Genomic DNA, 26,407 nt, shown 5'->3' on the forward strand with positions numbered 1-26,407 from the left:
ATTACTGGGGGCGCTTCGCACCCCAACGCAGGGCAAGCCTGCTCACCACGACCAGGCGGCTCACCACGACCAGGCGGCTCACCACGACCAGGCGGCTCGCCGCGAAAGCCGCCAGTTGTGCTGATCCGGCTTACTTGCGATCCAGCCAAACCGTCTGCGCATTGCAGAATTCCCGCACGCCGAAGTGCGACAACTCGCGCCCGAAGCCGCTCTTTTTCACGCCACCAAACGCCACCCGAGGGTCGGACACGCTGAACGCGTTGACGAAGATCCCGCCGGTTTCCAGCTGGTTGGCGATCTCCCGCGCCTTGGCTGCGTCAGTGGTAAAGATGCTCGCGGTCAGGCCGAACTCGCTGTCGTTGGCCAGGGCCACGGCGTGGTCGGCGTCGCGGGCGGTGATGATCGAGGCCACCGGGCCGAACAGTTCTTGCTTGAACGAAGTCATCTGGTCGGTAACACCCGCCAGCACGGTCGGCGCGTAGTAGTTGCCGGCACCCGGTACTTTGTCACCGCCCAGCAGCAAGGTTGCGCCTTCTTCCAGGGTGGCCTGGACCTGGCCGTGCAACTCGTCACGCAGGTCGAAGCGCGCCATCGGGCCGACATAGGTGTGGGGCGAGGTCGGATCGCCCATCACCAACGCACGGCTGGCTTCGAGGAATTTCGCGGTGAACGCTTCCACCACGCCTTCTTCGATGATCAGGCGCTTGGCGGCGGCGCAGACTTGGCCGCTGTTCTGGAAGCGACCGATCACGGCAGCCTGCACGGCGGCGTCGAGGTCGGCGTCGTTGAGCACGATGAACGGGTCGGAGCCGCCCAGTTCCAACACACATTTTTTCAGCGCGGCCCCCGCCTGGGAGCCGATGGCGATGCCGGCACGCACGCTGCCGGTGAGGGTCACGGCGGCGATGCGCGGGTCGGCGATAGCCTTGGACACGCCATCCTGGGTCACGTTGAGCACTTCGAACAGGCCTTCAGCGAAGCCGGCTTTGTCGAACGCGGCTTTCATCAGGTAGGCGCTGCCCATCACATTCGGCGCGTGTTTGAGTACATAGGTGTTGCCGGCGAGCATGGTCGGCACGGCACCGCGCAGCACTTGCCAGACCGGGAAGTTCCACGGCATCACAGCGAGGATCGGGCCCAGCGGGCGGTATTCGATCTGGGCGCCGCCATTGTCGACCAGGGTCGGCTCCGGGGCCAGCATGGCCGGGCCGTGGGCGGCGTACCATTCGGCGAGTTGCGCGCATTTTTCGATTTCGGCCCGCGCCTGGGCGATGGGCTTGCCCATTTCCAGGGTGATCATCTGCGCCATGTCTTCGGCTTGCTCGCGCAGGGCGCCGGCTAGGGCCAGCAGCAGCTCGGCACGCTGGCTCACCGGCTGGCGGCGCCAGCTGCGGAAGGCACCGGTGGCCCGGTCGAGGGCGGCGTCCAGTTGCGCTGCGGTTTCGTAAGGGTAGCTGCCGACCGTCTCGCCATTGGCGGGGTTGATCGACAGGGCGTGGGTTTGGTGAGAAATAGCGTTCATGGCACCGTCCGGCTGAATGAGTGGAATGAGTCCAGCCTACGGGGCTGCACCTTTTCTGGAAACTGAATAATATTAAGCAATACGTTCACGATTGGAGAATGATTTGGACCTGGTGCAGCTGGAAATCTTCAAGGCCGTTGCCGAGCAGGGCAGCATCAGTGCCGCCGCGCAGGTGATTCATCGGGTGCCGTCGAACCTGACCACGCGCATCAAACAACTGGAGCAGGACCTGGGCGTGGAGTTGTTTATCCGCGAGAAGAGCCGCCTGCGCCTGTCCCCGGCCGGCTGGAATTTCCTCGGCTACGCGCGGCGTATTCTCGATCTGGTCCAGGAGGCGCGTGCCACCGTGGCGGGTGAGGAGCCCCAGGGCGCATTTGCCCTCGGCTCGCTGGAAAGTACTGCGGCAGTGCGCATTCCGGCATTGCTGGCGGCGTATAACCAGAAGCACGCCAAGGTCGAGCTGGACCTGAGCACCGGGCCGTCGGGCACGATGATCGAGGGCGTACTCTCGGGGCGCCTGGCGGCGGCGTTTGTCGATGGGCCGGTGCTGCACGCGACCCTGGAAGGCGTGGCGGTGTTCGAGGAGGAGATGGTGGTGATCGCGCCATTGCACCACGCGCCGATCACGCGCGGCCAGGATGTGAACGGGGAGAGCATCTACACCTTTCGCTCGAATTGTTCGTACCGGCACCACTTCGAGCGCTGGTTCTCACAGGATGGCGCGGTGCCGGGGCGGATCTTCGAGATGGAGTCGTACCACGGCATGCTTGCCTGCGTCAGCGCCGGTGCCGGGCTGGCGCTGATGCCGCGCAGCATGCTGGAGAGCATGCCGGGGTTTGCGGCGGTGAGTGTGTGGCCGCTTGCAGACTCGTTCCGCATCCTGAATACCTGGCTGATCTGGCGCCGAGGCACGGTGTCGCAGAGCTTGAACAGCTTCGTAAAGCTGCTGGAAGAACGCGTAGTTCCCTTGTAGGAGCTGGCAAGCCAGCCCCAACAGCGCGTGTCAGCCGCCAAATTGCAGGGTGCCCATGGCCAGCTTGGCCATGATGGCTGTCGCGCCGAGCTGTACCAGCCACAGCGCCAGCCCGCCGAGGAACACCCCCAGGGCCACTTGCAGCACCAGGCTTTTCTGGCGCTTGGCTTGCGGGGCGCGCGGGGTGTAGTCATGCAGTTCGTCGCGGTCGGCGCGCAGGTCCAGGTCGTCGTTTCTCATAAGGCTCTCACAGCAAAGGGGCAGTCAGGGGTCAGTCTAGGGGCTGAGTGCTGCGGCCAGTGAATTTTTTGCAAGCTCGCTCGCCACAGCCAATAAAAAAGGGGAAGCCCGTGAATGGCTTCCCCCTCGTCACAGCCGTTTCAGGTTTACAGCACCTGAACAATCGCCTTCGTCACGGCACCAATGTTCGACTGGTTCAACGCTGCCACGCAGATACGCCCGGTATCCAGCGCGTAGATGCCAAACTCGGTGCGCAAGCGGGTGACTTGCTCAACAGTCAGGCCGGAGTAGGAGAACATCCCGCGCTGGCGACCGACGAAGCTGAAGTCGTGGTCCGGAGCAGCCTTGGCCAGTTCGGCGACCATCTGCTCGCGCATGCCACGGATGCGCAGGCGCATTTCAGCCAGTTCGGCTTCCCACTGGGCGCGCAGCTCAGGGTTGTTCAGCACCGCAGCCACAATTGCCGCGCCGTGGGTCGGCGGGTTGGAGTAGTTGGTGCGGATCACGCGCTTGACCTGGGACAGGATGCGCGCGCTTTCTTCCTTGGATTCGCTGACGATCGACAGCGCGCCCACACGTTCGCCGTACAGCGAGAACGACTTGGAGAACGAGCTGGACACAAAGAAGGTCAGGCCCGATTCAGCGAACAGGCGCACCGCCGCGGCGTCTTCGTGGATGCCGTCGCCAAAGCCTTGGTAGGCCATGTCGAGGAATGGCACGAGGTTCTTGGCCTTGACCACGTCCAGCACGTTTTGCCAGTCGGCCGGGCTCAGGTCGACGCCGGTCGGGTTGTGGCAGCACGCGTGCAGCACCACGATGGACTGTGGTGGCAGGGCATTGAGGTCTTCGAGCAGGCCGGCACGGTTCACGTCGTGGGTGGCGGCGTCGTAGTAGCGGTAGGTCTGTACCGGGAAGCCGGCTTTTTCGAACAGCGCCTGGTGGTTTTCCCAGCTTGGGTCGCTGATGGCAACGACAGCGTTGGGCAGCAGTTGCTTGAGGAAGTCCGCGCCGATCTTCAGTGCGCCGGTACCGCCGACTGCTTGGGCGGTGATGACGCGGCCGGCGCTCAGCAGCGGCGACTCAGCGCCGAACAGCAGTTTCTGCACGGCCTGGTCGTAAGCCACGATGCCGTCGATCGGCAAGTAGCCACGGGCGGCATGTTGCGCCACGCGAATGGCTTCCGCTTCGGCAACGGCACGCAAGAGTGGAATTTTCCCCTCCTCGTTGCAGTAAACGCCCACGCCAAGGTTGACCTTGGTGGTTCGTGTATCGGCGTTGAATGCTTCGTTGAGGCCCAGGATTGGATCGCGTGGTGCCATTTCGACAGCGGAGAACAGGCTCATTTTTGCGGCAGCTCTTTGGGGGAAAGGAGGGACGTGTCGCGCTCCAGCCGAATGCACTAGAGCGGTGCACAAACGGGGAGCTAGTATAGAGGCCATCACCGCCAAGGGCGACAGCCGAAACGGCTTTTCGGCCAAGTTTTTCGGTTTATTTGCCCACCGTTAGTCGTATTGCAACATTGCTCCCGGACGGCAGGTCAGATGATTGCCTTGAAACCCGCCACATTCGCCACCACTTCTACGGCTATCATAGTTTTTTCCTACGGCCCGCTCTGAATCTTCGCGGGTTGTGGTCTTATTCGTCCCCGACGGGTTTACAGTCTGGGGTGACTCCAAGAGGTACGTTATGTCGGATTTCCAACTAGTCACCCGCTTTGAACCTGCTGGCGACCAGCCCGAGGCCATTCGCCAGATGGTCGAAGGCATCGAGGCCGGCCTGGCGCACCAGACCTTGCTCGGGGTGACCGGTTCAGGCAAGACCTTCAGCATCGCCAACGTGATCGCGCAGATCAACCGTCCCACCTTGGTGCTGGCGCCGAACAAGACCCTGGCCGCGCAGTTGTATGGCGAGTTCAAGGCGTTCTTCCCGAACAACGCGGTGGAGTACTTCGTTTCCTACTACGACTACTACCAGCCCGAAGCCTATGTGCCGTCCTCCGATACCTTTATCGAGAAGGACGCCTCGATCAACGACCACATCGAGCAGATGCGGCTGTCGGCAACCAAGGCGCTGCTGGAGCGCAAGGACGCGATCATCGTCACCACGGTGTCGTGCATCTACGGGCTGGGCAGCCCGGAAACCTATCTGAAGATGGTGCTGCACGTCGATCGCGGCGACAAACTCGACCAGCGCGCCTTGCTGCGCCGCCTGGCGGATCTGCAATACACCCGCAACGACATGGACTTTGCCCGCGCCACCTTCCGCGTGCGCGGCGATGTGATCGACATCTACCCGGCCGAATCCGACCTGGAAGCGATCCGCATCGAGCTGTTCGATGATGAAGTCGAGAGCCTGTCGGCTTTCGACCCGTTGACCGGCGAAGTCATCCGCAAGCTGCCGCGTTTTACTTTCTATCCGAAAAGCCACTACGTGACGCCGCGCGAAACCCTGCTGGGCGCCATCGAAGGCATCAAGACCGAACTGGCCGAGCGCCTCGAATACCTGCGCTCCAATAACAAGCTGGTGGAAGCCCAGCGCCTGGAGCAGCGCACCCGATTCGACCTGGAGATGATCCTGGAGCTGGGCTACTGCAACGGCATCGAAAACTACTCGCGCTACCTCTCGGGCCGCGAATCCGGTGCGCCGCCGCCGACGCTGTACGACTACCTGCCGGCCGACGCGCTGCTGGTGATCGACGAATCCCACGTCAGCGTGCCGCAGGTCGGCGCCATGTATAAGGGCGACCGTTCGCGTAAAGAGACCCTGGTGGAATACGGTTTCCGCCTGCCGTCGGCGCTGGACAACCGGCCGATGCGTTTTGACGAATGGGAAAGCATCAGCCCGCAGACCATCTTCGTGTCGGCGACGCCGGGCAACTACGAGGCCGAGCATGCGGGCCGTGTGATCGAGCAACTGGTGCGCCCGACCGGCCTGGTCGACCCGGAAATCGAAATCCGCCCGGCGCTGACCCAGGTCGACGACCTGCTTTCGGAGATCACCAAGCGCGTGGCCCTCGAAGAGCGCGTATTGGTCACTACGCTGACCAAGCGCATGTCCGAAGACTTGACGGACTACCTGGCCGACCACGGTGTGCGCGTGCGTTACCTGCACTCGGACATCGACACCGTGGAGCGCGTGGAAATCATCCGCGACCTGCGCCTGGGCACCTTTGATGTGCTGGTGGGCATCAACCTGCTGCGTGAAGGCCTGGACATGCCGGAAGTGTCGCTGGTGGCGATCCTCGATGCCGACAAGGAGGGCTTCCTGCGTTCCGAGCGTTCGCTGATCCAGACCATCGGCCGCGCGGCGCGTAACCTCAATGGCCGGGCGATCCTCTACGCGGACCGCATCACCGGGTCCATGGAGCGCGCGATTGGCGAGACCCAGCGGCGTCGCGACAAGCAGATTGCGTTCAACCTGGAAAATGGCATCACCCCCAAGGGCGTGTTCAAGGATGTCGCCGACATCATGGAAGGCGCCACGGTGCCCGGCTCGCGCAGCAAGAAGCGCAAGGGCATGGCCAAGGCTGCCGAGGAAAGCGCCAAGTACGAAAACGAACTGCGCTCGCCGAGTGAGATCACCAAGCGGATCCGGCAGCTGGAAGAGAAGATGTACCAGCTCGCGCGGGACCTGGAGTTCGAGGCTGCGGCGCAGACGCGTGATGAGATTGGCAAGTTGCGTGAGCGTCTGCTGTCTGTTTGAGGTGTAGCGGCTGGAAGGGCCTCATCGCAGGCAAGCCAGCTCCCACAGTTGACCGCGTTCGCCTGGGCGACGCGCTCAACTGTGGGAGATGTACCCGCTCGCGCGGGACCTGGAGTTCGAGGCTGCGGCGCAGACGCGTGATGAGATTGGCAAGTTGCGTGAGCGTCTGCTGGCTGTCTGAGGTGTAGCGTCTGGAAGGGCCTCATCGCAGGCAAGCCAGCTCCCACAGTTGAGCGCGTTCGCCTGGACGACGCGCTCAACTGTGGGAGATGTAGTCGCTTGCGCGGGACCTGGAGTTCGAGGCTGCGGCGCAGACGCGTGATGAGATCGGCAAGCTGCGTGAGCGCTTGTTGGCTGTTTGAGGTGCAGCGTCTGGAAGGGCCTCATCGCAGGCAAGCCAGCTCCCACAGTTGACCGCGTTCGCCTGGACGACGCGCTTAACTGTGGGAGATGTACCCGCTCGCGCGGGACCTGGAGTTCGAGGCTGCGGCGCAGACGCGTGATGAGATTGGCAAGTTGCGTGAGCGTCTGCTGGCTGTTTGAGGTGTAGCGTCTGGAAGGGTCTCATCGCAGGCAAGCCAGCTCCCACAGTTGACCGCGTTCGCCTGGGCGACGCGCTTAACTGTGGGAGCTGTAGCCGCTTGCGCGGGACCTGGAGTTCGAGGCTGCGGCGCAGACGCGTGATGAGATCGGCAAGTTGCGTGAGCGTCTGCTGGCTGTTTGAGGTGTAGCGTCTGGAAGGGCCTCATCGCAGGCAAGCCAGCTCCCACAGTTGACCGCGTTCGCCTGGACGACGCGCTTAACTGTGGGAGCTGGCTTGCCTGCGATGGCGGCGACTCGGTCTAATGCGCTTCCCCCGCCTTGAGCCCCGCCGGCAACGCCTTGGTCAACAATATCGCCAGCATGCTGATCCCCAGCGCAAGCCCGACAAAATGAAACGCATCGTTATAGGCCATGATCTGCGCCTGCTGGTGCGCAATCTCACTCAACTTGCCCAATGCCGCCGTCTCGTTGCCGAACTTCTCGGTCAGCGTCGCCATCCGCTCCGCCACCTGCGGATTGGTCGGCACGATCGCCTCGCGTAGATAATCGAAGTAGGTCTTGGTGCGCGCATCCAGCAAGGTTGCCAGCAGCGCAATGCCGATGGCGCCGCCGAGGTTGCGCAGGATGTTGAACAGGCTCGACGCCGAGCCCGCGTCCTGGGGCAGGATGTAGGCAGTGGCGATCAGCGAGATGGTCACCATGATCAGCGGCTGCCCGAGGGCGCGGATGATCTGGATCTGGTTGAACTGGCTGCCGGCGAAGTCCGGGTTGAGCACCCCAGAGGAAAAACTCGCCAGGCCGAACAGGCCAAAGCCTAGCGTGCACAGCCACTTGGGCGACACGTACTTCATCAGCTTGGGCACCAGCGGAATCAGGAACAACTGGGGCACGCCCATCCACATGATCACTTCGCCGATCTGCAGCGCGTTGTAGTTCTGGATCTGCGCCAGGTACAGCGGCAGCAGGTAGATCGAGCCATACAGCCCCACACCCATGCCCAGGCTGGAAATGCTCGACAGGCCGAAATTACGGTTGGCCAGGATGCCCAGGTTGATCAGTGGGTTGGGCTTGGACAGTTGCACGATGACAAAGGTGATCAGGCTGAGTAGCGCGACGCTGCCGAGGCTGACGATTAGGCTAGATTCAAGCCAGTCCTTGCGATGACCCTCTTCCAGAAACACCTGCAAACAGCCCAGGCCAATGGCCAGGGTGACGATGCCGAGGTAGTCGGTGCTTTTCAGCAAATCCCAATTCGACGGCTTTTTCTCCAGGCCATAGAGCAGCCCGGCGATCATCACCAGGCCCGGTGGCACGTTGATGTAGAAAATGTACTCCCAGCCCCAGTTTTCGGTGAGCCAACCGCCGATGGTCGGACCGATGGACGGGGCGAAAGTGGCCGTCATCGCGAACATCGCCATGCCTTTGGCGCGGTGATGCTCGGGCAGCTTGATCAAGGTGAGGGTGAACGCCAGCGGGATCAGCGCACCGCCAGTGAAGCCCTGCAAGGCGCGGAACACGATCATGCTTTCCAGGCTCCAGGCCATGGAACACATCAATGAGGCGATCAGGAAACCCACCGACACCCACACCGCCAGGCGCCGTGCCGAGAGCAACTGCACCAGCCAGGCGGTGAGGGGGATCATGATGATTTCGGCGACGAGGTAGGAAGTGGAAATCCACGAGCCTTCTTCCAGCGTGGCTGACAGCGCACCCTGGATATCCTTGAGCGACGAGTTGGTGATCTGGATGTCGAGCACGGCCATGAAGGCGCCGAGCATCACGCTCATGACCGCGATCCAGTCGCGCCGGGTCGGTTCGCCGACCGGGCGCAGCAGTTGATCACCGGCCATCGGGCTGGTCTTTGATGTTCACTTTGACGGTGACAGACATGCCGGGGCGAATCTTGCCCTGCAGCGGGTTATCCGGCGCAAACGTCAGCTTTACCGGGATGCGTTGGACGACTTTGGTGAAGTTGCCGGTGGCATTGTCCGGCGGCAGCAGGCTGAACTGGGCCCCGGAGGCGGCGAACAGGCTGTCGACCCGCGCCGCGATGGGCGTGTCGCCATAGGCATCGAAGGTCAGCTCGGCGTGTTGCCCCGGTTGCATATGGCCGATCTGGGTTTCCTTGAAGTTGGCCTGGATCCAGATGTCCTGGTCGGGGACGATTGATAGCAGATAGGCGCCGGCCTGCACGTATTGGCCATTGCGCGCGGCGCGCTGGCCGACCAGGCCGCTGATCGGCGCGTGGATTTCGCTGCGGGTCAGGTTGAGTTCGGCCTGGGCAAGGTCGGTCTTCGCGTTGACGATCATGGCGTCGAGGCGCTTGATCTCGGCGTTCAGGGCATTCACCTGCTGGCGCTGGCCCTGCAGATCGGCCTCGGCCATGCTCACCTGGGAGCGGGCGATGTGGTTGTCGGCGGAGAGGGTGGTCACGCGTTCTTCCGAGACGTAGCCGGGCCCGCGCAGGGTTTGCGCGCGCGACAAGTCGATCTGCGAGCGCCCCAGGCTGGCCTGGCTGGACGCGACCTTGGCCGCGCCGGCGGCGATCAGGCTGGCTTGCTGGGTGAGCTTGCTCTGCGCCTGGACGCGCTCGGCTTCACGCATGGCCAGGGCGGCGTTGGCGCGGTCGACGGCCAGGTGGAAGTCATCGCCTTCGAGCTTCACCAGCAACTGGCCTTTTTGCACGTGCTCGTTATCGCCGACCAGCACCTCGACAATCCGCGCGCCCAGTTGGCTCGACACGCGGGTGATTTCGCCCTGCACGTAGGCGTTGTCGGTGCTTTCATAGAAGCGGCCCCTGAAGAACCACTGGGCGAAGAAACCGAGGGCAATCAGGGTCACGATAAACACAAAGATAAACAGGCGGCGTTTGAGTGGGGCAGGCATGGGCAGGATGTCTGTAACAAGAGGTAATGGAATATAGCCAGCCGCGCATCTGGCAAATAGCCATGGCACACCTTCAGACCGAAGCTTGGCCACTATGCCCTTGTGCTGGAGCCGGGGTGCCTGGGGCTGTTACCATTCGCCCCTTGTTTCAATTTCAGTTATATCGCCCATTCGAGACCTGCCATGACCACCGTCCGCACGCGCATCGCGCCATCGCCTACTGGGGATCCCCACGTCGGCACTGCCTACATCGCCTTGTTCAACTACTGCTTTGCCAAGCAGCACGGCGGTGAATTCATCCTGCGGATCGAAGACACCGACCAACTGCGTTCGACCCGCGAGTCGGAACAGCAGATTTTCGATGCCTTGCGCTGGTTGGGCATTACCTGGGCAGAAGGCCCGGACGTTGGCGGCCCGCATGGCCCGTATCGCCAGAGCGAGCGCAGCGACATCTACAAGCAATACACCCAGCAACTGGTCGACATGGGCCACGCGTTCCCGTGCTTCTGCACCGCCGAAGAACTCGACCAGATGCGTGCCGAGCAACAGGCCCGTGGCGAAACCCCGCGCTACGACGGCCGTGCACTGCTGCTGTCTAAGGAAGAAGTGGCCCGCCGCCTCGCCGCTGGCGAGCCGCATGTGATCCGCATGAAAGTGCCGAGCGAAGGCGTGTGCGTGGTGCCGGACATGCTGCGCGGTGACGTCGAGATCCCGTGGGACCGCATGGACATGCAGGTGCTGATGAAGACCGACGGCCTGCCGACGTACTTCCTCGCCAACGTGGTCGACGACCACCTGATGGGCATCACCCACGTGCTGCGTGGCGAAGAGTGGTTGCCGTCGGCGCCCAAATTGATCCTGCTCTACGAGTACTTCGGCTGGGAGCAGCCGCAGCTGTGCTATATGCCGCTGCTGCGTAACCCGGACAAGAGCAAGCTGTCCAAGCGCAAGAACCCGACCTCGGTGACCTTCTACGAGCGCATGGGCTTCATGCCGGAAGCGATGCTCAACTACCTCGGCCGCATGGGCTGGTCGATGCCGGACGAGCGCGAGAAGTTCTCGCTGCAGGAAATGGTCGACAACTTTGACCTGTCCCGCGTGTCGCTGGGTGGGCCGATCTTCGATATCGAGAAGCTGTCCTGGCTCAATGGCCAATGGCTGCGTGACTTGCCGGTGGAAGAGTTCGCCAGCCGTGTGCAGCAGTGGGCGTTGAACCCTGAGTACATGATGAAGATCGCGCCGCTGGTGCAGGGCAGGGTGGAGACGTTCAGCCAGGTCGCGCCCCTGGCCAGTTTCTTCTTTGCCGGCGGTGTGAACCCGGATCCCAAGCTGTTTGAATCCAAGAAGCTTTCGGGCGACCAGGTTCGCCAGCTGATGCAGTTGATCCTGTGGAAGCTGGAAAGCCTGCGTCAGTGGGAGAAGGATGCAATTACCGCGACGATCCAGGCGGTGGTCGAGTCCCTCGAACTGAAATTGCGCGATGCGATGCCGCTGATGTTTGCCGCAATCACCGGGCAGGCCAGCTCGGTGTCGGTGCTCGATGCAATGGAAATTCTCGGTCCGGACCTGACGCGTTTCCGTCTGCGCCAAGCCCTTGATTTGCTTGGTGGTGTGTCGAAGAAAGAAAACAAGGAATGGGAAAAGCTGCTGGGCGCTATCGCTTAAGCAACGAGCAGTAACGTTAAAACCCCGGTTTTCCGGGGTTTAACGGTAAGTGATTGTTATCCCGGCAAAAAATTTTGAAAATTGTTGAAAATAAATTTGACAGCCTTTCAAACCGCCATTAAGATTCGCCCCGTCCTCACCGATGAGGGGCTATAGCTCAGCTGGGAGAGCGCTTGCATGGCATGCAAGAGGTCAACGGTTCGATCCCGTTTAGCTCCACCAATTTACAGGTTCAAGGTCTGGCCACACCGTCCTTGAATCGATCAGTACTCAGCGCTGATCAGTTGTACAGAAGGTTTTGTCCCCTTCGTCTAGTGGCCTAGGACACCGCCCTTTCACGGCGGTAACAGGGGTTCGAGTCCCCTAGGGGACGCCAGTTTCAACAAGCAGTTCGCAAGGCCTGCTGCGTCGCGAGACGAAAAATCCGGGGCTATAGCTCAGCTGGGAGAGCGCTTGCATGGCATGCAAGAGGTCAACGGTTCGATCCCGTTTAGCTCCACCAATTTACAGGTTCAAGGTCTGGCCACACCGTCCTTGAATCGATCAGTACTCAGCGCTGATCAGTTGTACAGAAGGTTTTGTCCCCTTCGTCTAGTGGCCTAGGACACCGCCCTTTCACGGCGGTAACAGGGGTTCGAGTCCCCTAGGGGACGCCAGTTTCAACAAGCAGTTCGCAAGGCCTGCTGCGTCGCGAGACGAAAAATCCGGGGCTATAGCTCAGCTGGGAGAGCGCTTGCATGGCATGCAAGAGGTCAACGGTTCGATCCCGTTTAGCTCCACCAATTTACAGGTTCAAGGTCTGGCCACACCGTCCTTGAATCGATCAGTACTCAGCACTGATCAGTTGTATAGAAGGTTTGTGTCCCCTTCGTCTAGTGGCCTAGGACACCGCCCTTTCACGGCGGTAACAGGGGTTCGAGTCCCCTAGGGGACGCCACGATTACCCGCTCTGCGGGATTTTTAAGGGTCATTCAATTATTGAATGGCCCTTTTGTTTGTCTGGCGTTTGGCCAATCCTCTTCTCATTCCCCTTCCTGTGTTCTGACCAGCGGTCATGCCTGTCGCTTGCGAAATATTATTATGGTAATAATATTCAACCCATGAACGACGGAGGCAACGATGAACGATAAAAAAGCGCAAACCCGCGAACGTATTCTGCAAGCCGCCAGCGCCGCGTTGATCCAGCGTGGCCCGGCCGAGCCGAGCGTGGGTGAAGTCATGGGCGCGGCGGGGCTGACCGTCGGTGGTTTCTACGCGCACTTTGAAAGCAAGGACGCGCTGATGCTGGAGGCCTTCACTCAGTTGCTGGCCCGGCGTCGTGCATCGATCGACGATATGGATGCACAGCTGACCGGCGAAGAACGCAGGGGGCTGGTGGCGGCGTTTTACCTGTCACGCAAGCACCGCGACTCAACTGCCCAGGCGTGCCCGATCCCGGCCACCGTGGGCGAGATGGCCCGCTTGCCGGACGCTTTTCGCGATGCGCTGAACGAACACGTGGAGCTGATGGCCGCTCAACTCGCTGCCAGCCCCGAAGACACCGATAAAGCCCTGGCGGACATGGCGCTGATGATCGGTGGACTGGCCTTGGCGCGCGCGCTGGGGCCGGGTGAGTTGTCGGATCGAGTGTTACGCGCGGCCAAGTCGGCGGTGCGCTAAGGAGAGGGCTTGCAGGATGGGCACATTGACCTGGATTCGTCGCATCAATGGCACGCTGGGGCACCTGGCACCGCACACGGTGGCCAACAAGATGCGTCGCGCCTTCATGACTCCGCGCGACCTGCCGCCGCGTGACTGGGAGCTGCCGCTGCTGGCGCAATCGGAGCGCATCACTTTGCGTTTCGGCTTGTCGGCCTTGCGTTGGGGCCAGGGCCCGGCGGTGCTGTTGATGCATGGTTGGGAAGGGCGCCCAACGCAGTTCGCCAGCTTGATCACCGCGTTGGTGGACAACGGCTACTCCGTGATTGCCCTGGACGGTCCCGCCCACGGGCGTTCCCCGGGGCGAGAAGCGCATGTGCTGCTCTTTGCGCGTGCCATGCTGGAGGCAGCGGCGGAACTGCCACCGTTGCACGCGGTGATCGGCCATTCGATGGGCGGCGCCAGTGCGATGCTGGCGGTGCAGTTGGGGCTGCGTACCGAGGCGTTGGTGAGCATTGCCGCGCCGTCGCGCTTTCTGGATGTGCTGCGCGGCTTCACCCAGATGGTCGGGTTGCCGGCGCGGGCGCGTTCGGCGTTTATCCAGGAAGTGGAGCTGACCTTCGGCATGCCGCTCAAGCATCTGGATGTGGCCCACTACCAGATGAATATCCCCGGCCTGATCGTGCACGCCGAAGACGATACCTTCGTGCCGGTCAAGGCATCGCAAGCCATCCATGAAGCCTGGTTCGACAGCCGCCTGCTGCGCCTGGAGCAGGGCGGGCACCAGAAAGTGCTGGCCGATCCCCGCGTGATCGACGGGGTGCTGGCGCTGTTGGCCGGCCGTCGTCTACAGGAGCGGCAAACCGCCTGATACACTGCTCCCCGCCGACATTAATCGACTGGGAGCAAGGCATGGGCTGGGATTTGGCAACGCCGTTTATCATCGATCTGCAGGTCGCCCCTGAAGACATCGACGGCCTCGGGCACGCCAATAACGCGGTGTACGTGTCCTGGCTGGAGCGCTGCGCCTGGCGCCACTCACAGCGCCTGGGGCTGGATCTCACCGAATACCGCCGCCTGGATCGCGCCATGGCCGTGGTGCGGCATGAAATCGATTACCTGGCCGCCGGCTACGAGGGCGACGAGCTGCAACTGGCGACCTGGATCGTCGACTGGGACCAGCGCCTGAAAATGACCCGCCGCTTTCAGCTGCTGCGCCCGCGCGATGGCGCCACGCTGTTGCGGGCGCAGACCACCTTCGTGTGCATCGAGCTGTCCACCGGCAAGCCCAAGCGCATGCCGCCCGAGTTTCTCGACGGTTATGGCCCCGCCCTGACAGGGGGTTAACGGTTGCCGTGGGAAACCCAGTAAACTGCGCCACGATTTTTGTTGAGTGTTTTCCATGCAAATTGCTTTGGCGCCCATGGAGGGGTTGGTCGACAACATCCTGCGGGACGTGCTGACCCGAGTCGGCGGCATCGACTGGTGCGTGACCGAGTTCATCCGCGTCAACGACCGCTTGCTCACCCCGGCGTATTTTCACAAGCTCGCCCCGGAACTGCTGCACGGTGCCCACACCGCGGCCGGCGTGCCACTGCGCGTGCAGTTGCTCGGCTCCGACCCGGTGTGCCTGGCGGAAAACGCCGCGCTCGCCTGCGAGCTGGGCTCGCAGGTCATCGACCTGAACTTCGGCTGCCCGGCCAAGACCGTCAACAAGTCGCGTGGCGGGGCGGTGCTGCTCAAGGAGCCGGAGTTGCTCAACCAGATCGTCGAACACGTACGCCGCGCTGTTCCCGCGCATATTCCGGTCACTGCCAAGATGCGCCTGGGTTTCGACAGCCCGGACGGCGCACTGGTCTGCGCAACCGCCCTGGCCGAGGGCGGCGCGGCGCACATTGTAGTGCATGCGCGGACCAAGACTGATGGTTACAAGCCGCCTGCGCACTGGGAGTGGATCCCGCGCGTGCAGGACGTGGTCAAGGTGCCGGTGTTCGCCAACGGTGATATCTGGAGTGTCGAAGACTGGCGGCGTTGCCGGGAAATCAGCGGCGTCGAAGACATCATGCTCGGTCGCGGCCTGGTTGCGCGTCCTGACCTGGCACGCCAGATCGCCGCGGCACGCGCGGGTGAGGAAGTGGTGGAAATGACCTGGGCGCAACTGCAGCCCCTGCTTCAGGACTTCTGGACCCAATCGGTAGCGCAACTGACCGAGCGGCAGGCGCCGGGGCGACTGAAACAGTGGCTGGCGATGTTGACGCGCAATTACCCGGAAGCGGTGGAACTGTTTACCGCCCTGCGCCGCGAAACTGAACTTGACCAAGTCAGCCGTTTATTGGGGATGAGTCCTGCGGTTGCCGCCTGACCCCGGAAACTGTCTGCCGGTATTTCAAAACGAATGCTCCTTATCGAAAGATAAGGAGCATTTTTGCGTTTTAATACGTTTAAACGTTACCGGCGAAATATTCTGACAGTCACTGTCGTTGTTCGAGTTGATAAACCAGCCAGTGCTTTGGGGTATGCCTGTGCGCGTGAACTATCACAGGCATTCGTTTGAAAGGGCGGTTAATTATGTCGCTGAGTGACAGGTCTCACGGTTTATAAGTGCATATGTCTGCAGCGAGAAGGTGCGGGCGCGATAAATCACGGCTGGCTCCAAGTGGCGATGAGGCAAAGTCTGAAAGTTTGCTTTTCTTTCCTTATGTGAAGCGCGATTTCTGGAACTCGATAGCGTCAGTTTCCACGAATTAGGGGACTGAGATGCAACGCGGTTGTATTCAGCCTCCATAAATCCTATCGCTGTCCCAGGTATTCACCGCCTGGCTGCGCTGACTAAGGAATTTGATATGTCTTTCTCGATTAATAATTCACCCTATGTAAAGTTCGATACCACTCCCCAAGACCCACAAACGCCCACACTCCCAAAAAGCACTGCAACACTCTCTGCATCGGCGACTGATTCAAAAGTTATCCCGCCGGCTACCCAGCAAGATATTACCCGAGGGCCGCAGGGTGAAATGATGATTAACACCCGGGCGCTTTCAAAGTTGTTTGACATGCTTGAACAAGTCTTCAAAGCCATGCGCGAGATGCTGTCGGGGAAGGATGTAACTCCCGATCTCAAGGCTGCTTCCGATACGGCGGCCAAAGCCAAGGTTAAGACGGATGCCGCGCCTAACGACAAGACGAGTACGGATTCAAGCGCGTTGCCGAAAGTTGCGCCGAATGCAGCAGACCAGCCAAAAGTGAAACCAGAGGCGACCCCGCAGCCGAAGGTGGCGCCCGACGCGGCAGACCAGCCCAAAGTGAAGACAGACGCGAGCCCGCTGCCAAAGGTGGCACCCGACGCGCCAGACCAGCCAAAAGTGAAACCAGAGGCGACCCCGCAGCCGAAGGTGGCGCCCGACGCGGCAGACCAGCCCAAAGTGAAGACAGACGCGAGCCCGCTGCCAAAGGTGGCACCCGACGCGGCAGACCAGCCAAAAGTAAAGCCAGAGGCGAACCCGTTGCCGAAGGTGACTCCCGACGCGGCGGACCAGCCAAAAGTGAAGCCTGGAGCGAATCCGTTACCCAAGGTCGTCCCAGATGCTGCAGAGCAACTAAAGGTCAAAATAGATGATGGCGGGCTGAGTGTGATTACGCCTAAAGCCGTTCCGGGTGTTCTACCTCCGTTTCCCCAACCCGATGTCAAAGTTACCAACAATGCAAATGCGCAGGTGAAAGTGGAGGTCAATGTCAACCATTGTCACTGCCCTGACACTCGCTCCGAGCATGATAAAGGCGTGCGGCCGCCGCTGACGCCACAACCCAAGCCAGACGCTGCACCGCAGCCACTGCTGACGCCACAACCCAAGCCAGACGCTGCGCCGCAGCCACCGCTGACGCCACAACCCAAGCCAGATGCTGCGCCGCAGCCACCGCTGACGCCACAACCCAAGCCAGACGCTGCACCGCAGCCACTGCTGACGCCACAACCCAAGCCAGACGCTGCGCCGCAGCCACCGCTCACGCCACAACCCAAGCCAGACGCTGCACCGCAACCGCCGCTCACGCCACAACCCAAGCCAGACGCTGCACCGCAACCGCCGCTCAGGCCGCAACCCAGGCCAGACGCTGCGCCACAGCCACCGCTGACGCCACAACCCAAGCCCGACGCTGCACTGCAGCCACAGCCCAAGCCAGACGGTGCACCACAGCCACCGGTCAATCCACAGCCCAAGCCCGACGTCGTGCCGCAGCCGCCGGTCAACCCTGTCGTGCCAACGCCTGTGCCTGATGTGACCAGCCCGGGTCCCGCTGACAACCAAACTGATCTGCAGGGCTGGAGCTTTATTAACCGTCGACGGGTAAGGACTTGATGCCTGGCGTCGTGTTTCGACTTCTTCGATAAAAAACAGCGCTCTCCGGACTTGGCGTTCGGAGAGTCGCTAAAAAAGTGGAGAGACCGTCATGTCATGCTGCTCAATTAATAATATTGCTCGCGTAGTGGATGTACGCCAGACGTTGGACAGGGCGTTACCGGACGCAACTAATGAAACGCGGCCTGGTGAACTGAGAAGTGCAGGCTTTGGCCCAGGCCCTGTATCAACGCCCGTGAGCGTGCTGCAAAACAATGTCGCGACAGGCGATAACATAGCCCCGATTGCCGGCCTGATTACGCTGTTCAACTCGTTGGTCACTCGGTTGATCAACTTGATATCAGCGAGACCGGATAAGAGCACTGTCGATAGTACCCCTAGACCAGAGGCAAACCCTCCGTTCGTACCGGTCCCTGTGCCAACGCCAGCCCCACAGCCCATACCTACTGTTGCGGCCCAAATCCCGAACTTGTCCGATAAACGTAACGGCACCAAGCCAGACAATATCTGGAGTGGCTTCCGTCAGGGCCCGGATGGCAACTGTGTCACGGTATCCGCCATCAAGGCTGCGATGTATCGGTTTGGCCAAAGCCCTACGGATATCTATAAGGAGGTGTTAAAGACGAACGACGGTTATCGAGTGACGATGCGTGATGATGTTGTGGTCAGGCTGACCGACCAGGAGTTGCAAATAGGCGCAGCAGGCTCGCTATTTAAAGGCACGGATAAAGGCATGCTCAAGGACGCGCAGTTTCTCTTCGCGGTCAGTGCCAAACGGGCGCAAATGGAAAATAACGACGGCACGGCGGCGCGCAGTTTTAGAGCGGCTGTAAAGAGTCTGAACGATGGCGAAGATGACAATGGCCCCGGTGAAGGCTTCCTGCGTTTGGGGCTGAAGAACCATATGAAGCGGGTCAGCGTGCGCGATCTGGCCAAAGGCCAATTGGGCATGTGCAACCGAGCCCGACATTCGGTGGCCGTGATCAATGGACGCGAAGAACTATATGGGCGACAGGGCTCGGCGCCGACACGGGGTGACGCCGTTGCACTGATCTGATCCAAGGCCTATTCGTTTCCTGTCAAAGGATGCAGCCGGGTTATCTGGCTGCACTTTTTTCCTGCCCTGTCTTGAGTGAACAACTCCATGAACGTTTCAATTGATGGTCGTGGCTCGGTGGTGCCAAGTCGGTGGCCTGAGCCTGTTGCAAGTGGTTTCAATGTGCAGGCCGGTCCGAAACGGGGTGACCTCGTGAATGCACTTCAAGGCGCCGAGCGTCGATTCGGCGAGCGCTTTGACTGCAGTACTCACGTGGCCGTTATCAATATGATGATGATGACCCTCGGCCCGCGCGCCTCCGATGTTTTCAGCGAAGTCACCCCGGCGGGTGATGGTTATGCCGTCACCATGAAGGATCAATACCGGGTGCAGGTGTCCCAGGCCGAGCTTGAGCGGGCCGCGCAGGCTTCGCGGTTCAGCGGGCAGGACCCTGACGTGGTGAAGCACGCCAACTTCATGTTGGCTGCGTTTGTAAAGCGCAAGCAGCAGTTGGGTGGCTATCCGACGTTTGAGGCGGCCCTGGCAAAAAGCCTTGAGGGCGAGACAAGCAAGCGTTGCCTGGAAGGGATGGGTGTCTACGGGCTGTCGCGTTGGGTTGCCGCTCGTGACATGGTCGGCAGGGAGTCGCCCTGGGTCCGCCAGACCCATGACTTTGGCGCTGCGCTCGTGGGGAGTGGTGCCAGTCACCCACACGGCAATGGATACGGGTATGTGTTGTTCGATGACCGTGAGACGCCGCCGCAAAGGGACGGGGTGGAGTCTCAAGTGGCGGCGGGCATCAGGCATGCCGATATCTGGAGCGGCTTTTACCAGGGCGTCGAGGGCAATTGCGTCACTGTGTCGGCAATCAAGGCTGCCATCACTCGTTTCCCGGAAGGTATCTACACGTCCATCGTCAGGACGCCGGGCGGTTGCGAAGTGACGATGCGCGATGGCTTCCGGCTGCGCTTGAGCCATGCCGAGCTGAGGCAGGCCACCGCCGCCTCGAACTTTGCCGGCAGCGATCCGGTATTGCTGGACTACGCGAACTTCCTGTACGCCTGCAGCGCCAAGCGGGCGCAAATGGAAAACAACGACTTCCGCGCCGAACAAGGGTTTGCGGTGGCCCTGGAAACCCTGAACGATGGCGAGTACCCCGGCGAGGCCCTGGAACGGCTGGGGCTGTTCGGCTATATCCGTAACAGCACGGCTGAAGAGTTGGCCGACGGCGCCATCGGCACGCTTGCGGACGGCTGGCACTCCGTGGCGGTAGTGGGCGGGGCGCTGGACCTGTATGGGCAAAAGTATGATCTGGGCACCTCGCACTGGAAGCGCAAGACGCTGACCGCCTTGAAGCTGGTGTGAGGGCTAACCCAGCAACTGCCTGAACCCCTCGATCGGCAAGGGCCGGCTGTGTAAGAAACCCTGGAACAAATGGCAGCCCAGTTTTTGCAGGAACGCCAGTTGTTCCGAGGTTTCCACGCCTTCGGCAATTACTTCCAGATTCAAGCTGCGGGCCATGGCCACGATGGCGCGGATGATTTCGGCGTCGTTCGGGTCGTGGGTCGCGTCGCGTACAAACGACTGGTCGATTTTCAGCGCATCCACCGGCAGGCGCTTGAGGTAGGTCAGCGATGAATAGCCGGTGCCGAAGTCATCCATCGCAAAGCTCACGCCGAGTTTTTTCAGCCGGCGCATCTTGCTGATGGTGTCTTCCAGGTTCTGGATCACGATGCCTTCGGTGATTTCCAGCTTCAGCAGGCTGTAAGGCAGTCGATGTTGCTTGAGGCTGCGCTCGACCCGTTCGACAAAGTCGTTCTGGCGAAACTGTCGGGGGCTGATATTTACGCAGAGGCTGAAATTCAGCGGGTCCACCAGGCCGTCGGCGATCAATTGCTCGAACGCCGCGCAAGCTTCGTCGAGGATCCAGGTGCCCACTTCGAGGATCAGGCCGCTGTCTTCCAGCACCTTGATAAATTCGGTGGGGGACTGTGCACCCAGCTGCGGATGCTGCCAGCGCACCAGTGCTTCGGCCCCGACGATCTTGTTGCCGCGCGCATCCACCTGCGGCTGGTAATGCACACTGAATTCCCCGCGCGACAGTGCCAGGCGCAGGTCGGTCTCCATGCGCAGCCGCTCGCTGGCGGTTTTCTGCATGCTGTTGTGGAACATCTGCGTGGTGTTGCGCCCCGAGTCCTTGGCGCGGTACAGGGCGATGTCGGCGCGCTTGAGCAAGTCGGCCGGGGTCGAGCCATGATCGGGAATCAGTGCCACGCCAATGCTCGGCGTGACCTGCAAGCGGTGGCCATCGAGGAACATCGGTTCCGAAAGCAATTCGCGCAGAGTGTCGGCCAGTTCCTGCACCTGGCCGCTGACTTCGCTGCGCGTACCCTCCAGCCCGCTGAGCAGCACCACAAACTCATCGCCGCCCAGGCGCGCCACCGTGTCCTCCATGCGCACGCTGGCTTCGAGGCGTGCGGTGACGATTTTCAGCACCGTGTCGCCCACCGGGTGGCCGAGTGAATCGTTGATGTGCTTGAAGTGGTCGAGGTCGAGAAACAGCAGGGCACCGCGCAGGTTGTGGCGCTTGAGCAGGGCGATCTGCTGGCTCAGGCGGTCCATCAGCAGCGCGCGGTTGGGCAGGTTGGTCAGCGGGTCGTGATAGGCCAGGTGGCGAATCTGTGCCTGGGCGTTCTTCAACAGGCTTACGTCGCGCGCGGTCAGCAGCAGGCACGGGGTTTCATTGAGGGTGATCGGCTCGACCGACACCTCCACCGCGAGCACTTCGCCACGCTTGTTGTGCCAGAGCATTTCCAGGTGATGGATGCGCCCCTTGATCTGCAGCTCGGCGAGCAGTGCCGCGCGCTGGTTTTCATCGGCCCAGATGCCGATCTGGTACAGCGTCAGGCCGATGGCATCCTCGGCGCGGTAGCCGGTCAGGCGGCAGAAGCCATCGTTGACCTCGACATAACGGCCGGTGTCGCGCTCGGTGATGGAAATCGCATCGGGGCTGGAATGAAACGCCTTGGCGAACTTCTCTTCGCTGGCCTTCAGCGCGGCCTCCGAACGTTGCTGCTGGGTAATGTCGCGCAGCGTGGTGACGATGCACGGCTGGTTGCCGACCTTGATCAGGCGGCTGGAAATCACGCAGGTCAGGGCCTGGCCGTTCTTGTGGTGCACCACGATGGCCACGTTGCTCAGTCCCTGCTCGCGGATCACCCGTTCGATACGCTGCAGGCGCTTGCTCGATTCGTCCCACAGGCCGATCTGCTCGGCGCTCTTGTCGATGACCTCGGCGGCGGTCCAGCCGAAGGTCTGGGTAAACGCCGGGTTGATCTCGATGAATGCACCGCTGTCCAAGTAGGTGACGCAGATCGGATCGGGGCTGGCCTGGAACAGGCTGGCAAATTTTTCCTCGGAGGCGGTCAGGCGTTGTTCGCGTTCGACCTGGTCGGTGATATCCAGCAGGGTGCCGGCCATGCGCTGCGGCGCACCCAGTTCGTCGCGGTAGAGGCGGGCGCGGCTTTCCAGGTAACGCGAGCTGCCATCCTCCAGCTGCACGCGGTAGGTCAACTGATAGTTGCCGGCCGGCCCTTCACGCAATGTGCGGTAGGCGTCGCGCATATTGTCGCGTTCTTCATCCGGCATGCCTTCAAAGAACGCCTCGAAGGATTCATGGAACGGCTCGGGCGGCAAGCCATGCAACTGGGCCGCGCGGGCCGAGCCGTAGAGCATGCCGCTGGGAATGTGCCAGTCCCAGGTGCCCAATTGCGCCGAGTCCAGCGCCAGGTCGAGGCGCTCCTGGCTGTCCTTCAGCGCCTGCTCGGCATTTTTGCGATCGGTAGTGTCGACAAAGGTGCTGATCAGGTAGGCCTCGCCCTCCAGTTCGACTTTCTGCGCGCTGAGCGTGCCATCGTGAATCTGCCCGTTGCTGGCGCAGAACTGCACTTCCATGCTGATCGGTTCGCCCTTGCGCTGAGTGGCCTTGACCAATTGCGCGCGTTGTTCGGGGTGGCGCCACAGGCCCAGGTCCAGGGTGGTGCGGCCAATGACGTCGGCCACCGGCCAGCCGAAGTGCATTTCGAAATACTGATTGGCTTCGCTGATCAGCCCGTCGGATTGGCGGGTCAGCAGGACCATGTTCGGGCACAGGTGAAACAGCGTGGCGAAGCGCTTTTCGGAGTGGCTGAGGGCGTGCTCGCGCTCGCGCTGGCGGGTGGTCTCGCGGATCACCCCGATCATGCGGCGCCGGCCCGCCTTGTCGGGGGCGAGGCTGCCGTTGATTTCCAGCCAGTGATGGCTGCCGTCCGGCCACTGGATGTGGTGATGCATGGCCTGCTCGAACGGCTCGCCGGCCAGCACCGCATGAAAGGCGCGCACCACGCGGGTGCGGTCCTGCGGTGCGAGCAGGTCCAGGTAGTCGAGGTCCTTGGGCAGCGGTTGGCGCGGATCGAAGCCGAACAGCGCCTGGGTGCCCCGCGACCAACTGATGCGCCCGGTGTCGATTTCCCAGCACCATGCGCCCAGCCGCGCCGCATTCAGGGCGGCCAGCAGTTGCGGGGCACTGTCCCAGCTTTGCTCCGCCTCTTGAGGGTCAAGGGCGTAGATGCGCGGCAGGGGAGGCAAGGAATCGACGGGGTTGCGCATTATCAAGGGGCCTTGGCTCTGTGGGCGTTCGGCGCGGTAGGTTCAGACCTTGAGGGCGCACAAGTTCATGCCGGTGTCCCTGGCAGATCGACCTGTGCATCCAATAGGCTCATGAAAGCCCGCGCAGCGTTCGACAGCGTCCTTTCGGTGTGCACGATATAGCCTAGCTGGCGACTGAGCTGTATGCCCGGCAAAGCGATACTTGCCACCTGATCGTCGAGCATGGTGCGCGGCAAAACGCTCCAGGCCAGGCCAATCGACACCATCATCTTGATAGTTTCCAAGTAGTTAGTGCTCATCGCGATATTCGGCGTGAGGCCCTGGGCCTCGAACAGCCGGCTGACAATATGGTGCGTAAAGGTGTTGCCGCCGGGGAAAACCGCCGGGTGGCCGGCAATATCGGCCAGGCTGACGGAGCCGTTGCTGATCAGGCTGTGTTCCGGCGCCACCACGAAATCCAGCGGGTCGTCCCACACCGGGGTGGCGCGGACGAGGTGGTGAGGATCGGGCGCCAAGGTGATCACGGCCACTTCGGCGCGGCCGTGGAGGATTTCTTCGTAGGCCACTTCCGAATCGAGAAACTGGATATCCAGCGCCACATTCGGGTACTCGCGGGTAAACGTGCGCAGGATCGGCGGCAGGCGGTGCAGGCCGATATGGTGGCTGGTGGCCAAGGTCAGGCGACCGCTGACTTCACCGGTCAGGTTGGTGAGGGCGCGGCGGGTGTCGTCCAACACATTCAGGATCTGATAGGCACGCGGCAGCAGGGCGCGGCCGGCCTCGGTCAGGCCCACTTCACGGCCCAGGCGGTCGAACAGGCGCACCTTCAATTGTTGCTCCAGGCCAGCAATGCGCTTGCTGATGGCCGGCTGGGTCAGGTGCAGGCGTTCGCCGGCGCCAGAGAAGCTGCCGGTCTCGGCGATGGCAATAAAGGCATTGAGGTTGGCCAGGTCCATTGTGCTATTCCAGTTGGTAATCCAAAGCATAAAAAATATGAATTTGAGTTATTTAATGTAGCGCCATACCATCAGCCTCACAAGCCAAAGGGTTATTGAATGTCTCAAGACCCGGGGCATAGAAAGACCGCTGATGAGGACCGACTGATGGCCGGCAAAACGCTTTACGACAAGCTTTGGGATTCCCATGAAGTGAAACGGCGCGACGATGGCTCGTCGCTGATCTATATCGACCGTCACATCATCCATGAAGTGACCTCGCCCCAAGCGTTCGAAGGCCTGCGCCTGGCCGGGCGCAAGCCTTGGCGCGTCGACTCGATCATCGCCACCCCGGATCACAACGTACCGACGACTCCCGAGCGCAAGGGCGGCATCGAAGCGATTGCCGACCAGGTCTCGCGTTTGCAGGTGCAAACCCTCGACGATTACTGCGACGAATATGGCATCACCGAATTCAAGATGAATGACGTGCGTCAAGGGATCGTGCACGTGATCGGCCCGGAGCAGGGCGCCACCTTGCCGGGCATGACCGTGGTCTGCGGCGACTCCCACACCTCCACCCACGGTGCCTTTGGCGCCCTGGCCCACGGCATCGGCACGTCCGAGGTGGAACATGTGTTCGCCACCCAGTGCCTGGTCGCCAAGAAAATGAAGAACATGCTGGTGCGCGTTGAAGGCAAGCTGCCCTTCGGTGTGACCGCCAAGGACATCGTCCTCGCGGTGATCGGCAAGATCGGCACCGCCGGCGGTAACGGGCATGCCATCGAGTTCGCCGGTAGCGCGATCCGCGACCTGTCCATCGAAGGCCGCATGACCATCTGCAACATGTCCATCGAGGCGGGTGCCCGCGTGGGCATGGTGGCGGCGGATGAAAAAACCGTGGAATACGTCAAAGGCCGTCCGTTCGCCCCGCAAGGTGCGGAGTGGGATGCCGCCGTCGAAGCCTGGAAAGACCTGGTGTCCGACGCCGATGCGGTGTTCGACACCGTGGTCGAGCTGGACGCTGCCCAGATCAAGCCGCAAGTCAGCTGGGGCACCTCGCCGGAAATGGTCTTGGCCGTCGACCAGAACGTGCCGGACCCGGCGCAGGAAGCCGACCTGGTCAAGCGCGGCTCCATCGAGCGCGCCTTGAAGTACATGGGCCTCAAAGCCAACCAGGCGATCACCGACATCCAGTTGGATCGCGTGTTTATCGGCTCCTGCACCAACTCGCGGATCGAAGACCTGCGCGCCGCGGCGGTGATCGCCAAGGGTCGCAAGGTGGCCTCGACCATCAAGCAAGCGATCGTGGTGCCGGGTTCGGGCCTGGTCAAGGCGCAAGCCGAAGCCGAAGGCCTGGACAAGATCTTCCTCGAAGCCGGGTTTGAATGGCGTGAGCCGGGCTGCTCGATGTGCCTGGCGATGAACCCGGACCGCCTGGAGTCGGGCGAGCATTGCGCGTCGACCTCCAACCGTAACTTCGAAGGGCGTCAGGGCGCCGGTGGGCGTACCCACCTGGTCAGCCCGGCCATGGCCGCTGCTGCTGCCGTCAACGGTCGTTTCATCGACGTTCGCGAATTGATCTGAGGAAAACCCGATGAGAGCTTTTACCCAACACACAGGATTGGTCGCGCCGTTGGACCGTGCCAACGTCGACACCGACCAGATCATCCCCAAGCAGTTCTTGAAGTCGATCAAGCGCACCGGTTTCGGCCCCAACCTGTTCGACGAGTGGCGCTACCTGGACGTGGGCTATGCCTACCAGGACAACTCCAAGCGCCCGCTGAACAAGGACTTCGTGCTCAACGCCGAGCGCTACCAGGGCGCCAGCGTGTTGCTGGCCCGGGAAAACTTCGGTTGCGGCTCCAGCCGTGAACACGCGCCGTGGGCCCTGGAAGAATATGGCTTTCGCAGCATCATCGCGCCGAGCTACGCCGACATCTTTTTCAACAACAGCTTCAAGAACGGCCTGTTGCCGATCATCCTGAGCGACGCAGAAGTGGACGAGCTGTTCAAGCAGGTTGAAGCCGATGTCGGCTACCAACTGACCGTCGACCTGGCCGCGCAGACCGTGACCCGTCCGGACGGCAAGGTGTATCACTTTGAGGTGGACGCGTTCCGCAAGCACTGCCTGCTCAACGGGCTGGACGACATCGGCCTGACCTTGCAGGACGGCGATGCGATTGCGGCGTTTGAAGCCAAGCACCGGGCCAGCCAGCCCTGGTTGTTTCGCGACGCCTGATTTGAGGTAGGCCGTGCGGGCCC

Annotated in this window: 19 protein-coding genes, 6 tRNA genes and 4 pseudogenes; 22 read left to right on the forward strand and 7 right to left on the reverse strand. The window is 61.7% G+C overall.

The features are described 5' to 3' along the window. Positions 1 to 130: 130 nt before the first annotated feature. The gene (locus NTD80_RS18820; RefSeq protein ID WP_262134549.1) at positions 131 to 1,522 is read right to left on the reverse strand and encodes an aldehyde dehydrogenase family protein; all 1,392 of its coding nucleotides are present in this window, start codon (positions 1,520 to 1,522) and stop codon (positions 131 to 133) included. A gap of 103 nt (positions 1,523 to 1,625) precedes the next feature. Here NTD80_RS18820 and ptrR point away from each other — a divergent pair, with 103 nt between their 5' ends. Next, positions 1,626 to 2,495, forward strand: a complete 870-nt coding sequence (gene ptrR, locus NTD80_RS18825; protein WP_213552758.1) for a putrescine utilization regulator PtrR — start codon at positions 1,626 to 1,628, stop codon at positions 2,493 to 2,495. Between the two features lie 30 nt (positions 2,496 to 2,525). Here the strand turns inward: ptrR and NTD80_RS18830 are convergent, their stop codons facing one another. Continuing rightward, a complete protein-coding gene (locus tag NTD80_RS18830) occupies positions 2,526 to 2,735 on the reverse strand; it encodes a hypothetical protein (protein WP_017138724.1) in 210 nt (69 codons plus the stop codon). A gap of 146 nt (positions 2,736 to 2,881) precedes the next feature. Next, the gene (locus NTD80_RS18835) at positions 2,882 to 4,078 is read right to left on the reverse strand and encodes an amino acid aminotransferase (protein WP_262134550.1); all 1,197 of its coding nucleotides are present in this window, start codon (positions 4,076 to 4,078) and stop codon (positions 2,882 to 2,884) included. Between the two features lie 343 nt (positions 4,079 to 4,421). Between NTD80_RS18835 and uvrB the strand changes: the two genes are divergently transcribed. The 5 genes and pseudogenes from uvrB to NTD80_RS31400 form a co-directional block, all read left to right on the forward strand. Continuing rightward, positions 4,422 to 6,437: an excinuclease ABC subunit UvrB gene (uvrB, locus tag NTD80_RS18840; protein WP_262134551.1), complete on the forward strand. Its 2,016-nt coding sequence runs from the start codon at positions 4,422 to 4,424 to the stop codon at positions 6,435 to 6,437. Between the two features lie 85 nt (positions 6,438 to 6,522). After that, positions 6,523 to 6,618 (forward strand): annotated as a pseudogene (locus NTD80_RS31385) (UvrB/UvrC motif-containing protein); the annotation flags it as partial. Between the two features lie 97 nt (positions 6,619 to 6,715). Next, positions 6,716 to 6,799: pseudogene (locus tag NTD80_RS31390) on the forward strand (UvrB/UvrC motif-containing protein); the annotation flags it as partial. An 85-nt stretch (positions 6,800 to 6,884) separates the two neighbouring features. After that, positions 6,885 to 6,980 (forward strand): annotated as a pseudogene (locus NTD80_RS31395) (UvrB/UvrC motif-containing protein); the annotation flags it as partial. Between the two features lie 103 nt (positions 6,981 to 7,083). Continuing rightward, positions 7,084 to 7,161: pseudogene (locus tag NTD80_RS31400) on the forward strand (hypothetical protein); the annotation flags it as partial. Positions 7,162 to 7,279: 118 nt separating this feature from the next. Here the strand turns inward: NTD80_RS31400 and NTD80_RS18845 are convergent. Further along, positions 7,280 to 8,830: an MDR family MFS transporter gene (locus tag NTD80_RS18845; RefSeq protein ID WP_120449195.1), complete on the reverse strand. Its 1,551-nt coding sequence runs from the start codon at positions 8,828 to 8,830 to the stop codon at positions 7,280 to 7,282. Beyond that, positions 8,820 to 9,866: an HlyD family secretion protein gene (locus NTD80_RS18850; RefSeq protein WP_065904509.1), complete on the reverse strand. Its 1,047-nt coding sequence runs from the start codon at positions 9,864 to 9,866 to the stop codon at positions 8,820 to 8,822. The genes NTD80_RS18845 and NTD80_RS18850 overlap by 11 nt, the downstream gene beginning before the upstream one ends. 183 nt (positions 9,867 to 10,049) lie before the next feature. Here NTD80_RS18850 and gltX point away from each other — a divergent pair, with 183 nt between their 5' ends. The 14 genes from gltX (at position 10,050) to NTD80_RS18920 (ending at position 19,925) form a co-directional block, all read left to right on the forward strand. Continuing rightward, positions 10,050 to 11,531 (forward strand): glutamate--tRNA ligase, encoded by a 1,482-nt coding sequence (gene gltX, locus NTD80_RS18855; protein ID WP_025856465.1) that lies wholly within the window; start codon positions 10,050 to 10,052, stop codon positions 11,529 to 11,531. A 146-nt stretch (positions 11,532 to 11,677) separates the two neighbouring features. Next, positions 11,678 to 11,753: transfer RNA gene (locus NTD80_RS18860), tRNA-Ala, on the forward strand. Positions 11,754 to 11,831: 78 nt separating this feature from the next. After that, positions 11,832 to 11,907 (forward strand) — tRNA-Glu (locus NTD80_RS18865). A gap of 50 nt (positions 11,908 to 11,957) precedes the next feature. Continuing rightward, a tRNA-Ala gene (locus NTD80_RS18870) sits at positions 11,958 to 12,033 on the forward strand. 78 nt (positions 12,034 to 12,111) lie between these two features. Then, positions 12,112 to 12,187, forward strand: a tRNA-Glu gene (locus NTD80_RS18875). Between the two features lie 50 nt (positions 12,188 to 12,237). Then, positions 12,238 to 12,313 (forward strand) — tRNA-Ala (locus NTD80_RS18880). A 79-nt stretch (positions 12,314 to 12,392) separates the two neighbouring features. After that, positions 12,393 to 12,468 (forward strand) — tRNA-Glu (locus tag NTD80_RS18885). A gap of 182 nt (positions 12,469 to 12,650) precedes the next feature. After that, positions 12,651 to 13,190 (forward strand): TetR/AcrR family transcriptional regulator, encoded by a 540-nt coding sequence (locus NTD80_RS18890; protein ID WP_065904511.1) that lies wholly within the window; start codon positions 12,651 to 12,653, stop codon positions 13,188 to 13,190. 16 nt (positions 13,191 to 13,206) lie between these two features. Further along, positions 13,207 to 14,040: an alpha/beta hydrolase gene (locus NTD80_RS18895; protein ID WP_065904513.1), complete on the forward strand. Its 834-nt coding sequence runs from the start codon at positions 13,207 to 13,209 to the stop codon at positions 14,038 to 14,040. A gap of 41 nt (positions 14,041 to 14,081) precedes the next feature. Beyond that, positions 14,082 to 14,516 carry an acyl-CoA thioesterase gene (locus tag NTD80_RS18900; protein ID WP_065904515.1) on the forward strand — a complete coding sequence of 145 codons (435 nt, stop codon included), beginning with the start codon at positions 14,082 to 14,084 and terminating at the stop codon, positions 14,514 to 14,516. 55 nt (positions 14,517 to 14,571) lie between these two features. Next, on the forward strand, positions 14,572 to 15,531 hold the full coding sequence (locus tag NTD80_RS18905; RefSeq protein WP_065904516.1) for a tRNA dihydrouridine synthase: 960 nt from the start codon (positions 14,572 to 14,574) through the stop codon (positions 15,529 to 15,531). Between the two features lie 481 nt (positions 15,532 to 16,012). Next, positions 16,013 to 17,524 carry a hypothetical protein gene (locus NTD80_RS18910; protein WP_262134552.1) on the forward strand — a complete coding sequence of 504 codons (1,512 nt, stop codon included), beginning with the start codon at positions 16,013 to 16,015 and terminating at the stop codon, positions 17,522 to 17,524. Positions 17,525 to 17,993: 469 nt separating this feature from the next. After that, positions 17,994 to 18,581: a hypothetical protein gene (locus tag NTD80_RS31245; RefSeq protein ID WP_315974940.1), complete on the forward strand. Its 588-nt coding sequence runs from the start codon at positions 17,994 to 17,996 to the stop codon at positions 18,579 to 18,581. A 192-nt stretch (positions 18,582 to 18,773) separates the two neighbouring features. Next, complete coding sequence (locus NTD80_RS18920) at positions 18,774 to 19,925, forward strand: hypothetical protein (protein ID WP_262134554.1); 1,152 nt, start codon at positions 18,774 to 18,776, stop codon at positions 19,923 to 19,925. A gap of 3 nt (positions 19,926 to 19,928) precedes the next feature. Here NTD80_RS18920 and NTD80_RS18925 read toward each other — a convergent pair whose 3' ends face one another. Both NTD80_RS18925 and NTD80_RS18930 read right to left on the reverse strand, forming a co-directional pair. Continuing rightward, a complete protein-coding gene (locus NTD80_RS18925) occupies positions 19,929 to 23,207 on the reverse strand; it encodes an EAL domain-containing protein (RefSeq protein WP_106803175.1) in 3,279 nt (1,092 codons plus the stop codon). A 65-nt stretch (positions 23,208 to 23,272) separates the two neighbouring features. Then, complete coding sequence (locus tag NTD80_RS18930) at positions 23,273 to 24,163, reverse strand: LysR family transcriptional regulator (protein ID WP_065904527.1); 891 nt, start codon at positions 24,161 to 24,163, stop codon at positions 23,273 to 23,275. Positions 24,164 to 24,310: 147 nt separating this feature from the next. Between NTD80_RS18930 and leuC the strand changes: the two genes are divergently transcribed. Then, positions 24,311 to 25,729 carry a 3-isopropylmalate dehydratase large subunit gene (gene leuC / locus NTD80_RS18935; protein WP_065904529.1) on the forward strand — a complete coding sequence of 473 codons (1,419 nt, stop codon included), beginning with the start codon at positions 24,311 to 24,313 and terminating at the stop codon, positions 25,727 to 25,729. 10 nt (positions 25,730 to 25,739) lie between these two features. Then, positions 25,740 to 26,384 (forward strand): 3-isopropylmalate dehydratase small subunit, encoded by a 645-nt coding sequence (gene leuD / locus NTD80_RS18940; protein ID WP_065904531.1) that lies wholly within the window; start codon positions 25,740 to 25,742, stop codon positions 26,382 to 26,384. Positions 26,385 to 26,407: the final 23 nt, after the last annotated feature.

Source organism: Pseudomonas sp. 13B_2.1_Bac1, assembly GCF_025466155.1.
In the GTDB taxonomy this organism is placed as follows: Bacteria; Pseudomonadota; Gammaproteobacteria; order Pseudomonadales; family Pseudomonadaceae; genus Aquipseudomonas; species Aquipseudomonas aylmerensis.